This window comes from Pseudoalteromonas sp. SR44-8 (genome assembly GCF_014163635.1).
Classification (GTDB): Bacteria; Pseudomonadota; Gammaproteobacteria; order Enterobacterales; family Alteromonadaceae; genus Pseudoalteromonas; species Pseudoalteromonas rhizosphaerae.
The window spans coordinates 72,203-87,282 of the sequence record NZ_JACJDS010000009.1 but is presented as its reverse complement, the minus strand read 5'-3'; the positions used below and the strand labels follow the sequence as shown (position 1 = coordinate 87,282).

Annotated in this window: 9 protein-coding genes; 1 reads left to right on the top strand and 8 read right to left on the bottom strand. The window is 41.0% G+C overall.

The genetic code is table 11. The features are described 5' to 3' along the window. Positions 1 to 52 precede the first annotated feature (52 nt). The gene (locus tag H5183_RS06280; RefSeq protein ID WP_182731225.1) at positions 53 to 3,016 is read right to left on the bottom strand and encodes a TonB-dependent receptor; all 2,964 of its coding nucleotides are present in this window, start codon (positions 3,014 to 3,016) and stop codon (positions 53 to 55) included. A gap of 190 nt (positions 3,017 to 3,206) precedes the next feature. Between H5183_RS06280 and H5183_RS06275 the strand changes: the two genes are divergently transcribed. Then, positions 3,207 to 4,634, top strand: coding sequence for a polysaccharide lyase family 1 protein (locus H5183_RS06275; protein WP_182731224.1), 1,428 nt, complete (start codon positions 3,207 to 3,209; stop codon positions 4,632 to 4,634). 69 nt (positions 4,635 to 4,703) lie between these two features. Here the strand turns inward: H5183_RS06275 and H5183_RS06270 are convergent, their stop codons facing one another. The 7 genes from H5183_RS06270 to H5183_RS06240 all read right to left on the bottom strand — a co-directional run bounded on the left by H5183_RS06270 (position 4,704) and on the right by H5183_RS06240 (position 14,913). Further along, positions 4,704 to 5,660 carry an alpha/beta hydrolase gene (locus H5183_RS06270; RefSeq protein WP_182731223.1) on the bottom strand — a complete coding sequence of 319 codons (957 nt, stop codon included), beginning with the start codon at positions 5,658 to 5,660 and terminating at the stop codon, positions 4,704 to 4,706. 6 nt (positions 5,661 to 5,666) lie between these two features. Then, positions 5,667 to 7,334: a glycoside hydrolase 43 family protein gene (locus H5183_RS06265; RefSeq protein ID WP_182731222.1), complete on the bottom strand. Its 1,668-nt coding sequence runs from the start codon at positions 7,332 to 7,334 to the stop codon at positions 5,667 to 5,669. A 3-nt stretch (positions 7,335 to 7,337) separates the two neighbouring features. Beyond that, positions 7,338 to 8,552 carry a glycoside hydrolase family 105 protein gene (locus H5183_RS06260; RefSeq protein WP_259397118.1) on the bottom strand — a complete coding sequence of 405 codons (1,215 nt, stop codon included), beginning with the start codon at positions 8,550 to 8,552 and terminating at the stop codon, positions 7,338 to 7,340. A gap of 106 nt (positions 8,553 to 8,658) precedes the next feature. Beyond that, positions 8,659 to 11,208: a glycoside hydrolase family 88 protein gene (locus H5183_RS06255; RefSeq protein WP_182731221.1), complete on the bottom strand. Its 2,550-nt coding sequence runs from the start codon at positions 11,206 to 11,208 to the stop codon at positions 8,659 to 8,661. 49 nt (positions 11,209 to 11,257) lie between these two features. Next, positions 11,258 to 12,706 (bottom strand): glucuronate isomerase, encoded by a 1,449-nt coding sequence (gene uxaC, locus H5183_RS06250; RefSeq protein WP_182731220.1) that lies wholly within the window; start codon positions 12,704 to 12,706, stop codon positions 11,258 to 11,260. A gap of 91 nt (positions 12,707 to 12,797) precedes the next feature. Next, positions 12,798 to 13,421, bottom strand: a complete 624-nt coding sequence (eda, locus tag H5183_RS06245; RefSeq protein WP_145239081.1) for a bifunctional 4-hydroxy-2-oxoglutarate aldolase/2-dehydro-3-deoxy-phosphogluconate aldolase — start codon at positions 13,419 to 13,421, stop codon at positions 12,798 to 12,800. Between the two features lie 22 nt (positions 13,422 to 13,443). Beyond that, positions 13,444 to 14,913 (bottom strand): glycoside hydrolase family 28 protein, encoded by a 1,470-nt coding sequence (locus H5183_RS06240; protein ID WP_182731219.1) that lies wholly within the window; start codon positions 14,911 to 14,913, stop codon positions 13,444 to 13,446. Between the last annotated feature and the right edge of the window lie 167 nt (positions 14,914 to 15,080).

The following is a 15,080-nucleotide window of genomic DNA, read 5'->3' as shown; positions in this document are numbered from 1 at the left end:
CATTAACGCGTTAATTGTGTGTGAAATTAACGTTTTTCATTATTAGTAGCTGTTAATAAAATTTATAATTCATACCTAACTGGAACGTACGACCATAATCTTCACGTTGATAGAGGATTTCACCACCGGATAAATCATTACCTTTGAAATAACGTAAATCTGCTTCATCGGTTAAGTTAATCGCGTCAAAATACACGCTGAGGCTTTTCGTAAAATCATATTTCACTTTCATATCAAAGGTTAAGATATCGTCTTGGTATATATCAGCCCATGACTTACAGGTATGTGGGTCTGATACAGAAGCTGATACGGGACAAGAGCCAACCTCTTCAAGGATATCTGAGCGGTAATTACTAATTAGGCGTAACGAGAAAGTCTCATCTTCCCAACCAACAGCAATGTTACCGGTGATATCTGCTTGGCCTGGTAGCTGCATTTTGTCTTGACGAATAGTGGCGTCGAGTTCGGCTTCACTTTTTACAAAGGTCATATTACTTTGCCAAAATAAGCCATTTTCGAAGAACTGATTGTAACTAAGCTCAATCCCGTAGACTGTGGCTTTATCACCATTGAGGGTGATATCAACCTGATTTAGAGCAAGATCTTGAGGAATTGCAAAATCAGATACTTGGTTTACAGGTAAAGTAAGCGGGAGCTCATCTATGCTCATTTGAATACCAGTGACATCGACGATGAAGTTATCAATATTTTTGTAAAATACTGCAGCTTCCATAAATAACTCTTTTGATGGATACCAGCCAAACGAAGCGTCAAAGTTATCCGAAGTCATTGCCACCAAATTTGGGTTACCTACTTGTAACGCATTGTCAGGCCCTAAAATATAGCCTTGTAAATCAATTGCGCTTTGTCCATCTGGTGAGTTGTAGCATTCATTAGTCGTTGGATCACATAAACTAATATCACTATCAAAACGCGCATAACCACGCGCTTGCTTAAACGAAGGGCGGGTATAACTAGTCCACAGTGATGTACGAACCAACATTTCAGGATTTGGTTCGTAGCGTATATGCATACTTGGGAAAAATTCACTGTAGGTAATGGATGCCTCAGGTAAAGGTACCGAAATATCTAAGGTGTGATCACCGCCAAAATTCCAATCATCATTTGATAATGACATATAACCGGTTGATGAAAATTCGGTATGTGCATAGCGTACACCGGTAATAACACTGACCTGCTCTGATAGCTGCAGCTCAGTCATAATATAAGCTGCGTAGGTATCTTCGTATAAGGTATAGTCTTCTTTGGTGCTGTCAATTGACACCTCGCCACCGGTGGCACTGTCGCGCGTAATTTTAGTTGAGTCAACTATGTACTCAAGGTCTTCGTTGCTAACAAAAGGATAGGTAAATAAGCCACCCTCAGGAACCGCAAAGTTATAATCAGTAACATTTGAGTTGGCGACTGTAATGCAGGTTTCATCCGTTCCACAATCGAGAGGGTTTATTGCATAGCTCCAGCGATCTTTATCACGGAAGTGTTCGCGTTCGTTATAAGTGCCACCAATTTTAATGAAATTAAGGTACTCAAAATCAAAGTCTTTTTGTAAGTTTAACTTGATACTGGTGACTTCATCAGTGCGGACACTGTCTTCCATAAATAAGTTGTCGTATTCCATATTTGATAAATCGCTGATATCACCATCGGCTTCACCGGCAAAAACATCATTATCTGGATCTAACGCAAAACCACCTAAGGCAGCAGCTTCTTCAGGAGTTAGCACCTGTGCAACAATATTGTTTTTAGTTGCTTGACCGTAAACGATATTCTCACGCTCACGAAACTGAACTCGGCGATCCCCCACTGATTTATCATCTGTTTTTGAATACGCATATTCATAATCTACGCGTAAAGTGTCGGTAATATAGTTTTCACCACCGATACTGTAATTGGTTGTAGTCGTTTCACCTTCCTGAATGAAAAATTGGTTATAAATATCGATATCAGACAGGGCAAACTCTTTTGTATCAGCATTTACATAAATAATTTCATCGGCTTGGTCGCCATTATAAAAGTTATAAAACTCTCTTTGTGCAACGTCATCATCAGTGTAATTAGAGTAGTTACCTCGTATGTAATAAAAACTGTCTGCGGTTGGCTTAAACTCAACATTTAAAGTTGCGGTGGTACGTGTTCGATCAGCAATTTCACGGCGGTTTTCGAGTTGCGCGGGGATCAATATTTCTGGTGCAACACCTAATTGCTCTTCACTGAGGCCAATGCCACCTTGTAAAAAGTTTAATTCTCGAGTGCTATGATGGCGTACCTCATCTACTTGAGTTTTCCTATCTTCATAAGAAAGTGCAAAACCAACGCCTATTTTTTCGTCTAAGAATAGCTGTGTGCCATCAAGGCTAAACTTCGGCGAGTGTTCTTCTCTGATTTCACTGTATGAATCTTGCAGCTTCATTTTTAGGGTGTTTTTACCACGGTCATATGCTGAGATAGCTTTGACGTTTACTGCGCCACCTATCGAATTTAGATTCATATCAGGGGTAAGGGTTTTAAATACTTCAATGGCTCCTAATGAATCACTAGTGATACCATCAAGGCCAATTTTACGTTCATCACCCGCACCAGATAGTTCTGCACCATTCATGCTCACCGATACGAATTTAGGACCTAACCCCCGTACTGCAATGTATTTTCCTTCACCTTCACTGCGCTCTAAAGTGACACCAGGAATACGGCGTAATGACTCTGCGACATTTTGATCAACAAAGTTTCCCATGTCATCGGTGGCAATCACTGAGCTAAATGCTTTAGCATCGCGCTCCATGGCACGTGCTTTTAAATCTGCTTGATAAACGCCTGTTACAGCAATGATTTCAATATCATCTTCAGCTTCTACGGTTTTTTTAGCTGCTGTTTTCTCGGCGCTTGTTGTTGGTTTGTCATTCTCTACCTTTGGCTGTGCAGGATCAGTTGTTTGCGCATAAAGTGGCATAGCTACCATTAATGCTGCTGCGATCGTGCTTAATCTCATGCTCTTCATCTTTGTTCCTTTTTCAGGCTTATAATTGTGTGTGCAAGATATGCGATTCCCGTTGATTCAAATCCCAACTTGCCACCGGTGGCAAAATGGAATAACATGAAGTTAACACTGTATTAATGAAACTGTCAATTTACATATTGACAATTTTTTATTTTAACCAGCATTAAAAACGAAATAGCCAAGGAACATTATGCAAGTTCTGAAGAATAATAATTTAAACTATCTCAATATCGTAATACTAAGCATCATTACTGTGTTGACGGTTTTTGTTTCGACTAATTTATACGCTGCACAAGTCAATACAACATTGGCTTTTCCAACGGCAAAAGGATTTGGTAAATACGCAACAGGGGGAGTTAATGGCACGCTTTATAGAGTGACTACATTGGAAGATAATTTAGATAAGCCCCAACCAGGCAGCCTTCGCTATGCAATTGTGCAAAAACATCCTCGCACTGTCGTATTTGCGGTATCAGGTGTGATCAAATTGGCAGGGGAACTTAAAATATCACATGGTAATATAACCATCGCGGGGCAAAGTTCGCCAGGTGGGATTGCCATTGTTGGTGCTCCTGTGACGGTCTCATCCGCAGATAATGTGATTATACGATACTTGCGCTTTCGCTTAGGTACATTTGGTTACGCTGATGATTCATTAACGGTACGTAACAGTAAGAATGTTATTATTGATCATTGTTCATTGAGTTGGTCAGTGGATGAAACCGCGAGTTTCTATAATAATCGTAATTTTACGTTACAAGATTCAATTATTTCGCATAGTTTAAGCCATTCAATTCACCCTAAAGGCGATCATGGCTATGGTGGCATTTGGGGCGGGGCAAATGCGAGCTTTATTAATAATATAATTGCCAATCATGCCAGTAGAACTCCTCGGCTTAATGGTCATAGACTTAAATCACCGTATGCACAAGATGAAGAGTTTGTTGAGCTTATCAATAATATTATTTTTAACTGGGGACATAATAATGTTTATGGATCAGAAAATGGTCGTTTTAACTTGATCAACAATTATTATAAACCAGGTAAAGCAAGCAAGATCATGCAGTTTGCTGATATTTGGTATTCCCCAGAGATCAAAGAAAAGCAGGCATATATTATGGGAAATGTACTTGAGAATAACCCACAACTGACTGAGCATAATTATTTAGGTGTAAATTATCGCAAAGCAGTCAAAGCAAAACGCACTATCAGTGATGAAAATAGCCAGTGGTTAAGTGATAAACCAATCATTACATCACCCATGCAAACAACCATGGTTTATGTTAGTGCAAAGCAAGCATTTAGTGATGCCATTAAAGGGCAACATATAGGAGCAAGTCGTAATGCACATGGCTATTTCCATGACAGTATTGATACGCTTGTTTATCAACAGCTTACTGATAGTGTCGCGATAAAGAAAAATGGTTTGATTGATCATGAGTTTGAGCTAATTGGTAATTGGGATGCATATAAACAGGAATTTACAGGGGTTCCTGCAATCGTTGATGCTAATGAAGATGGTGTTGCGGATGATTGGTTCAAACAGCATCAGCTGCAATTAAAAAATGCTACTACAGCGCAGGTTTTGCAGCAGTACTTAAATTCGCTTAGCGACTAACAAAGAAAGCCTTGATGACTTAAAATAACCATTAACTCATCAAGGCTTTAATTTTAACAACAATAATGATCAACGAGTTTTAGCAAATTGTGCTGTTAAAAAGTCATCAATAACACTGGTTGTAGGCGTTAACCACGGCTGGAATAACCAAAATGAATGCGGCGCATCATCAAACTGGTAAACTTCACTGGGTATATGCAACTGTTGCAACTTTTGTATTGCGCTGTCTCTACCTGCACGAAAGCGTGGCACTGAGCTATTAATGAAAAGTGTTGCAGGCGCGTTTTTATCAATATAGAAAATAGGCGATGCGTCGTGCCAACGCTGTGGGATAGTTTCATACCTACCCCCAAACCACTTGCTGGCTGAAGTGACGGATTTGGCTGAGTTGTTTTCAAAAGGTAGTGCTTCTGGAGACGTGAAATCACTTAAGCCATCTATATTGATCAGCGCTTGGACATTAAATCGCTTCGAGTTAGTGTCGCTGCTATCAACAATTCCGCCGCTGTAGGCTAACAGCGCGGCTAATTGGCCACCTGCAGAGCCGCCCGATAAAGCAATCTTAGTGCTGTCTATATTATACTGAGCAGCATTATTATTAAGCCAATGAAACGCACTAACTAAATCCTCAACTGCTGCAGGATAAGGCGCTTCGTCGCTGAGGCGGTAACTGGGTGTTGCAACAACATAACCACGTTCTACCAGCGCAATTGCAAGTGCTGTCATTAATGCGGGGGTGCCTGATTGCCAGCCACCACCGTGGATCAACATAATCAAAGGCGCCGTTTGTGTTTGCTGTGTTTGCTGATAAATATCTAAAGTCTGTGCACTGGTTTTAGTTTGTTTGTAAACCAGTGCTTTATGAGCGATTACAGAGTCAGGAAGTGTCGTTGCGGGCACCTGCATGTGTGGATAGTGTTTGATTAGTTTTTTATAAGTATTTTTAACGGTGTAATCAGCTGCTATGCATGGCTGAACACAGAGCAATAATACGGCAAAAAAGTTCAACGTTTGATGTTTTAGCATATTCATTTAATCCAAAGTGTCGTAACGGGCATAGTCAAAATCGGCATAGTTGCTAGCACCAGGAGTTTGCGACAGGCTAAATAAGCCTAACTTAGCACCTACCCAGCGGCCTTTTTTAGCTTGGAAGTGTTCACCAATAATTTTAAACTCAGCGCTCGCAGCGGTTCTATAACTAAAAATGGCTGTGACGCCTGGTTGTAGAACGACTTTTAGTTCAAGATAGGGTTGTGTCAGTGGTTGTTGCTCTACAATACTTTCTTTACAACCTTTTCTCGCATTAAAACAGTGCACATAGACTAGCTGTTGTTCGCCAGTAGAAGATGTTTTGATACCCATCCATGCATAGTCTTCACCAAATAGAATAACTCCTGAGGAACTAGCAGAGGTTGTTTCGTTGACCTGCAATGTGGTTGTAAAAGCAAACTGTTCTGCAGGGATCTTTTGCAGTAACAAAGAAGGCGTTGACCATAAATTAGTGTTGTTCTGGGTTGTAAATTGCTGCGAGTATAAGCGTAAAAAGCCCGGGTTGTCTGTCAATGAATACCAGCTGTTACTTGGATTTGCATTCCATTGCCATAATAAACTTAGCTTAGCGCTGTTGAATTCATCATTGTTCACTATGCTGGTGGGTTGTGGGCTAATTTTGCTTCGAGGCTTAGTGTGCTGTAAAACCGGCTGCCCAGTTCCATTAGCATTTTTATCTATACCAATGATTGGCCAATCATTGTCCCAGTGCATAGGTTGTAAATGGGTGATACGGCCATACGCTTGTTTGCTTTGAAAGTGAATAAACCAGTCTTCATTAAATTGGGTGTGAACCCACGCACCTTGATGAGGACCGTTGATCACTGAATTACCTTGTGCCATAACAACCTTGGCTTCATAGGGACCGGTAATTTCTTTTGCTCTAAATACCGATTGCCAACCTAAATCTACCCCACCAGCAGGCGCAAAAATATAGTAGTAACCGTTACGCTTATAAAATTTAGGACCTTCAATGGTGCGATATCCAGGGTGATTTTTACCATCGACAATGTGTGTAAATTTGTCACTAACCCAACTTGCGTCATCTTTCATTTCACGCAGCGTCAGTACATTATTAAAGCCAGCACGACTTTTTGCCCATGCATGTATTAAGTAGGTTTTACCATTGTCGTCCCATAATGGTGCAGGGTCGATCAATCCTTTACCCGCTAAAATAAGCTGTGGGGTTGACCAAGCTCCAGCAGGATCATCTGTTGTAGTTACATAAATACCAAAATCAGGATCAGGATAAAAAATCCAAAATTTATTATCATGAAAACGGATTGTTGGCGCCCATACGCCGTTGCCATGTTGTACTTTTGCAAAGTGGGCTTGTGGCAGCTGTATTGGCAGCGCATAATTAATTAACTGCCAGTTGACTAAATCGGTAGAGTGTAAAATAGGCAAGCCAGGTGCAGAGTTGAAGCTAGATGCTGTCATGTAATAATCACCATTAACGGCAACTACATCCGGGTCGGAATAATCGGCATGCAGGATTGGGTTTTTATATTCGCCATTACCTAGATCTGCTTGCCACGGACTTTGAGAGTGTGTTGGCGATAGTAATTGCGACTCTTTTGCATAACACGGGTTGCTACTTAAGCAGACAACCAACAGCGCTAAAAAGAAATTGTATTTGTTGTTTAGCATCGGTTATTTCTCCACTTCTAAACTGGCAAGAATAAAAGGCCCAACTGCTTTAGGATCATTCGCACGTACATTTTCACTGATGTAATAAGCAAAGCTGCCATCTCTATATGGTTTTCCGCCAAGCCCAGCCACTTCACATACTTGTTGTATTGATAAGGTGTTATCTGCCTCACGTTTAATAAAGTTGCTAACTACAGCATTAAAGGTGGTTTTTGCAATTGCTTGGTAGCTATCAGGCAAGTAACCTTGATTAGCACCTCTTGCAATTGCATAGCTGAGCATCGCGCTGCCAGAGGATTCTAAATAATTACCGCGTAATTCACCTTTATCTGTAACTTGATACCATACAGCGGAGTCAGAACGCAGCTTTAACATGTTATCAATCAATGTATTAAAGCGCTGTGATAACCACGCTTTTTTAGGGTGATCATTCGGCAGTTGATCTAATACATCAACCATTGCCATGGCGTACCAACCGATAGAGCGCGACCAATGATTAGGTGATTGTCCGGTTTTTTTATCTGCCCATCGCTGTTGTTTAGATTCATCCCAGCCATGCACAGGTAGCGCGGTGTCACCGCGATAAGTATGTTGTTCAATCAATTCAAACTGTTTTATAACATCATCATACTGATCTACTGTTCCAAAGCGGCGGATATATTCGGCATAAAAGGGCGCTGCCATATATAAACCATCAAGCCACATTTGCGAGGTATAGCGTTTTTTATGCCAAAAGCCACCATCAATTGTGCGAGGTTGTAATTTGAACTGTGCATATAAAGTATCGAGGGCAAGACGATATTTACGATCTTTTGTTTCATCAAACATAAAAAACAGTAACTTGCCGGCATTGAGCATGTCGAGATTATATTTGCTCATTACGTAGGTTTTAATACTGCCATCTTCCATTACTAACGCGTCTACATATTCTTTAATGTAATTGAAATAGCGTTGTTCTGGTTGATGCTGATAGAGCTTGGCAAATGACAGTAACACTAAGCCATGGGTGTAATCCCAGCGCGGTTCAGTGCGCCAATCAATGGTGTAGGCCTGTGGATTACGGATCATCTCAGAGTTAGCCATTTGCACGGCATAGCTCAGTGAGTTGTTATTATTTTGCGCAGACACATTCATTATTGAGCAGAATAAGCAGCAGAGCAAAAATGAAAAAATATTTTTATTTACGCTGTTTTTATTGATTTTGATTATACGCATCATAAATCCTTATGAGCTTAGTGTGCTGATGTTGTTGAAGGGAAGTGAGTTTTGGCCGGTAAGCAAAATGCGATGGACTTTGCTTTCCGGCTGAATAATCTATGGCTGTTTAGTTGTTACCAGCTAGAAGCTTTGCTACTTCAAGGCTTGCTAGAATGAAGGGACCATTTCCTTTAGGATCATTTTTGCTGACCGGCTCGCTCATATAATAGTGATAACTACCATCACGACCAAAGCCAAGGCCTGCAACATAGCATTGGTTTGTCATACTTACCGTGCCATCGCTATGTACTAATGTAAATTGGTTAAGTAAACCTTGATACGCTGCAAGGGCAGTGTCTTGATAATCAGCATCGATATAGCCATTATTAAGTGCTTTGGCATAAAAGTAAGCAAACATGGCTGTTGCAGTTGATTCTTGGTAGTTACCTAAAGCCGTTGGTTTGTCTAAAACTTGCCACCATGTGCCGGTATCAGTATCTTGAACTTTGGCAATATCCGTGGCCAACTCTTTTACCATGGCGAGTAAGGTATCGCGTTGCTCTGTGTTTTTTGCTGGGATGTAATCGAGTACATCAACCACTGCCATAGCGAGCCACCCCATACCACGGCCCCAAAATTCTGCAGAAACACCCGTTTGTTTATCTGCCCATGCTTGCTGTTTAGATTCATCCCAACCGTGATAGTACAACCCTGTTTTTGGATCGCGTAGTGCTTCACGTGTGAGCTTAAATTCGTTTACAACCTCGGCGAAGGTTTCTTGTTGCTGATGTCCCGTTTCAAATAAGCTACCGTACTGGGCTAAAAACGGCATACCCATATAAACGCCATCTAGCCACACTTGATGTTGATATTTGTTTTTGTGCCAAAATGCGCCTTGTGATGTACGTGGCTGTAACTGTAATTGTGCACGTAAAGCTTTTGCGGCAGATAAATATTGTTGCTGCTGGGTATCTTGGTATAGCTGGATAAGATTACGCCCAGGCGGAATGTTATCAATGTTAAAATTGCTTTGTTTATAGGCGGTGATTTTGCCTTGTTGATCAATAAAGCTACCAGTAACTTGGGCAATCACATTCTTATAAGTTTGCTCATCAGTTGCCATCCCTAATTGGTAGTAAGCATATGGCTGTAAGCCGATAATGTCGTATTCAAACTTTGGGCTGCGCTTACGGTTCACATCCCAGCCATTGGCATGATAGCCTAGTGCTTTTCTTTTCAGCTCTGAATCGGCAAGGGCGCGGGCCCATTCAAGGGCTATTTTATCATTAAGCGGTTGCGTCGTTTTTTTTGCTGTAACTGTGGTATGCAAAGTAATGCGTGGTTTAATTGTCAATCTTTCAGCTTGTTGATCAAGGTACTCAATAAAGCTTTCTTTATCGTTGATACCACTTTCAGGTTGCCAAACAGAGGCAAAATAGTAATCAGCATGCAGTGTACTTTGTCCTTTAGGTTTGAGTACTGCAAGGTAGTTATTTTTGTCTTGGCGCACGTCAATGACATCACCTTTTTTAAAGAAAACCGCCATACCTAAAGCTGATTTATCTAAGCTTTGATTCCCCCAACTGGCGATATAGCCATAGCCATAATTACTCATAGTATCTAGATCAGCTTGAATAAACTCAGTCTCAGGGTGCTTAACAACTCCGGCAACTATATTAGGCAAATTTTTATCAGTGCTCAGTTCTACATGCGCTAAGCGCGACCCAGCATGCATACTAATATTAGCGGTCAAATTTTGGTTTTGATAACTGTTTCTCCAGCCTTGATAATCAATTTGGATACTCGCGCGTAAATCGCCATTCTCAATAATCCGTGCTGTTCGTGAACTTACATAAGCGACATGTTCCAGCTCATCATTACTACCCATTAAACCAAATCCACCAGCCCCTAAAGACTTGCCCACTTTGAGAATGTCCATTCCCCAATCTTGCTTGTCATGATAAGAGTCATATCCATCTAGTCCAACTGTATGTAGAACTGGTTTAGTGGTTAACTTACCGAAAATGTCAAAGCCATTACGCCAATCGAGGTAAAAACGGTAACCTACTTTATCTGATTCAATGCCAGGACCTTCATAACGGATCCAATTTGAATGATCTGTGTAATAATCTGGTGGCGTTAACTCATCCACATTTGTAAATTCACCGCCTACATATTCTTTTTTACCTGTACCAACTTGATGTTTTGGTGGGCGCGAGTGTGGCTGCCATTGGCCACCCTGTTTATGGGCAAGATCAGCTTGAACACGTTTTGTTTGTGTTGTTATTGGCGGCTTACTTTGCTGTGTAATAGTGATTTCAATTGGTTTATCAGATAAGTCGACAATAAAATAAACACCATCAAGTTCACCGTCTGAGTTAATATCTACTGCTTGGCTTGGTAACACTTGCTGCGCTGTCTTTATTGTTAAAGCAGCTGCTTGGTTAAGGCCTAAATCATAATAGCTAATATAAATAGGTTCATCAGGGCGTTCAAATGAAGATGGATTAACAATGTCTACTTTAGCAACTAATGCGCTTCCAAAGGAGTTAGTTTCGCTTGCTTGTAGTGGCGTTTTAATGGCTGCTTGTTCTTGGCATGCAATCAATAATAGGCTAGAGCTCAGAACTGTTCCCATCATAAAGCGCTTTGATAACAGTGATGTTTTTAAAGTCATTGTGTGTCCTCAATGGTTGAGCCACTAAAATTAGGTGGCTCTATTATTGTTATTTATCGAGATTGTATGCTTTTTTAACTAGCCCATAGGTTAGTTGATAAGCAAGTGTCTGTGCGCTACTTTCGCTAATTTGATGATTAGCTACCAATTCAGCCAAGTAGCGACAGTCAACACGGCGTGCAACATCATGACGAGCTGGTATTGATAAAAATGCACGGGTATCGTCATTAAAGCCAACCGTATTGTAAAACCCTGCTGTTTCCGTTGTTTGCTGTCTAAAACGAAGCATACCTGCAGGGCTATCATGGAACCACCAAGCTGGCCCTAATTTAAGGCTAGGGTAGTGCCCGGCCAGTGGAGCAAGTTCACGGCTATACGTAGTTTCATCTAATGTAAATAAGATGATTTTAAGATCTGGGTGATTACCGTATTTGCTTAATAGTGGTTTTAACGCATTAACGTACTCTGTTTGGCTTGGAATATCACAGCCTTTATCACGGCCAAATTGATCGAATACCGCTTGGTTATGATTACGATGCGCACCAGGGTGAATTTGCATCACTAAGCCATCTTTAATACTCATGCCAGCAAGTTCAGTAAGCATTTGGCCACGGAATAACTCTTGCTCTTGCTCAGTTGAATTACCTGTTCGGCATTTTTCAAATAAAGCTTCACACTCTTTGGTAGATAAGTCAGCAGTTAATGCAGTAGGGTGGCCATGATCGGTTGCCGTTGCACGCCCTTCATTGCGAAAGTAATCACGACGAATTTGAATTGCAGCCAAGTAACCTTGCCAAGTAGTTGTATCTTGATCGGTTATCTCACCAAGTTTAGCAACATTGTCGATAAAATCTTCGCGGCTAGCATCAACAACATCATCAGGTCTAAAAGTGGTGATCACACGTTTTGCCATTGCAGAGCCTGCAATTGCGCGGTGGTGCGGGAGCTGATCTAGTGCACCTTCTGTTGTGGCAATTAGTTCAATATTAAAGCGGTCCATCAGTGCATGAGGCTTGAACTCAGGTGTTGCTAACGCAGCTGTAATTTTTTGATAATAGTGCTGACCATTTTCCGAGCAAAGTTTTTCAGTAAACCCAAATACATCGCTGAATACGGCATCAAGCCAATAGCCGCTTGGTGTGCCTGCGTATAGATGATAGTTATCAGCAAAAATTTGCCATACTTTTTCAGGCTCAGCTGCTTTTGAACGTGCCATATCGCCTTGCAGACCATGTTCTGGCACACCTAAATCAGTCATTGGGATACCTTGACTGTAGAGCATTCTAAACACGTAGTGATCGGGTTTTATAAATAGCTCTGTTGCATTGCCGAAGTTTTCATTTTCATTAAACCAACGTGGATCAGTGTGACCGTGCGGACTAACTATCGGTAAGTCTTTAATTGATTCATATAACTTTCTAGCGATAGCAACGACGCTAGGATCGCTTGAAAATAAACGATCTGGGTGCAATTCTAAAGGTTCGATATTGCTCGGCATTGAAGATTCCTTAACTGTTCTGCTTGTATATTGCCACCGGTGGCATGTAAAGGTAAATTACACTGACAACGTATGGCAGTCAATATGTTAATTAGTTGTTGTTTAGTACCTGAAGGCAGGCTTGCGTGATTTTGTCATAGTCTTTACTTTGTACCCATTGTGGTTGTGCAACCCAGGTTCCACCCACAGCCATCACATTATTAAGTGCTAAATAGTCTTTAAAGTTTTGTTCATTAATGCCACCTGTTGGGCAAAAGCGAATATCAGCAAATACGCTGCTTACTGCTTTTAAAAACTGCTCGCCACCACACAAAGAGGCAGGAAATAATTTTTGCTCAGTAAAGCCATATTCTTTAGCAAGTAAAATATCGGCGGTGTTTGAAACACCCGGCACAACGGGCACAGAAGATTGACTAAGGGCATCGAGTAATCGTGGTGATACCGCAGGAGTAACAATAAAATCACTGCCGGCGGCAAGACTTTTTGCAAGTAATGCTTGATCAGTAATCGTGCCGGCACCAACGCATAAATCGGGTAGTGCTTTTTTAATCGCGATTAATGCGTCAAGGGAAGCTGGCGTTCGCAGCACAACTTCCACTAAATGAATGCCAGCCTTGTGCATTGCAGTGGCAATAGCCACACCTTCTTCACTACTGTTTGCTTGGATGATAGGCAATATAGGTTGGTTGCCTAATAATGTTGAAAACACGGTCATACAATTTTCCTATTAATACTTATTATTTTTGTAATTGAGCCATAGTTAACGGCTGTTTGTTTAAAGTGACATTGGTTAAGCTCATGTTATTCACATTAGCAACAATAGAATCATCACCCACTTGGTCAAAATGACAGTCGATAAAATGGATATCGTTCATTGGTGCGCGTGCAAAGCCATTGAGGTAAAAAGCCTTACTCAACACATTTTTACAATGTAGGTTTTCAATTTGAATATCACGAACTGTTGGGTCGAACTGTCCCGCATCGCCTTCTTCATAAAAAAAGTTGATCACAACAGCATTTTTAACCGTGCCAACTTCGATGTTACGTATGCGAATATGCTCGATCAAACCGCCACGTACTGAGTTAGTTTTGATACGAATAGCGCGCTCTAGGTGGGGGCTGTCCATGGTGCAGTTTTGCACAAAGACATTATTTACACCGCCAGATATCTCACTGCCGATCACAACACCACCATGGCCTTCTTTCATATGGCAGTTTTCAATAACAATGTTTTGCGATGCTACCCCAACACGGCGACCATCAGCATTTCGGCCCGATTTGATCGCGATACAATCATCACCGGTATCAAAGACACAGTTTTTAATGTGCACGTGGTCACAACTTTCTGGATCACAGCCGTCTGAATTAGGACCATGGCTTGAAAAATTGACGTTATCAACCGTAACACTTTGGCATAAAACCGGGTTCACTAACCAAAAAGGTGAGTTTTTAATTGTTACGCCTTCGATTAAAATATTTTTACATTTATACGGTTGAATAAAAGGAGGGCGTAAATAGGCACCAGTACTGTATATACGTTGGCTGACAGGCACACCAGCTTCGGCATCAACCATTAACTGATCACGTGCTTCACGCTGGTGCAATACTTTACCTTGGCTATCTTTAATTAAATCCCAATGACCTTCCTTGTGTGGTCCCTTCCAAGGCCACCATGTTTGGTTATCACCATTTCCTTGCAGTGTTCCTTTACCTGTGATGGCAATGTTTTCTTGTTCATAAGCATAAATCAGTGGTGAGTAGCCCATCATTTCTAAGCCTTCCCAGCGAGTAAATACCTCTGGTAAGTAATGATTAGGATCAGTGCTGAAACTTAATATTGCCTTATCAGCCAAGTGTAAATTTACGTTAGAAAGTAAATGAATGGCACCGGTCAAGTAGGTGCCATTTGGAATGTAGACCTGACCACCTCCTTGTGCGTGGCAGGCTTCAATGGCGTTTTTAATGGCCTGTGTACAATCATGTTGGCCATTTTCTTTTGCACCAAAGTCTTTAATATTAAATTGCTTAGCAGGGAAGGTTGGGACGACTATCTTAGCTTTTATATGTTCAGCCATTTGCCAATCGTCTGCGCTAATAGGCGCTTCAAAAACATTGAGCAAAGGCGCTGACTGACAGCCCATTAAAGTTGCTGTTACCAAAGTGCTAGAAGCTAATGCTTTAAGAAAATAGCGTCGTTGATTATTCATCTTGTATCCTGCTGCTGTAATTGGAATTATTATAATAGGTTAACATTAGCAGTTATTGCCACCGGTGGCAATGGTGTTTTATTATGAACTTTAAAATAGTGTTAAGTTTATTATTTTATAAAAAATTTACTTAGCAGAACATAGCAAAACGCGGTGTTACTTTGTGC

What these genes read in the sequence shown, in the direction of transcription:
- H5183_RS06275 (WP_182731224.1), top strand. Translation starts at nt 3,207, where the DNA reads ATGCAAGTTCTGAAGAATAATAATTTAAACTATCTCAATATCGTAATA.
- eda (WP_145239081.1), bottom strand. Translation starts at nt 13,421, where the DNA reads ATGACCGTGTTTTCAACATTATTAGGCAACCAACCTATATTGCCTATC.
- H5183_RS06280 (WP_182731225.1), bottom strand. Translation starts at nt 3,016, where the DNA reads ATGAAGAGCATGAGATTAAGCACGATCGCAGCAGCATTAATGGTAGCT.
- H5183_RS06260 (WP_259397118.1), bottom strand. Translation starts at nt 8,552, where the DNA reads ATGATGCGTATAATCAAAATCAATAAAAACAGCGTAAATAAAAATATT.
- H5183_RS06255 (WP_182731221.1), bottom strand. Translation starts at nt 11,208, where the DNA reads ATGACTTTAAAAACATCACTGTTATCAAAGCGCTTTATGATGGGAACA.
- H5183_RS06270 (WP_182731223.1), bottom strand. Translation starts at nt 5,660, where the DNA reads ATGCTAAAACATCAAACGTTGAACTTTTTTGCCGTATTATTGCTCTGT.
- H5183_RS06265 (WP_182731222.1), bottom strand. Translation starts at nt 7,334, where the DNA reads ATGCTAAACAACAAATACAATTTCTTTTTAGCGCTGTTGGTTGTCTGC.
- uxaC (WP_182731220.1), bottom strand. Translation starts at nt 12,706, where the DNA reads ATGCCGAGCAATATCGAACCTTTAGAATTGCACCCAGATCGTTTATTT.
- H5183_RS06240 (WP_182731219.1), bottom strand. Translation starts at nt 14,913, where the DNA reads ATGAATAATCAACGACGCTATTTTCTTAAAGCATTAGCTTCTAGCACT.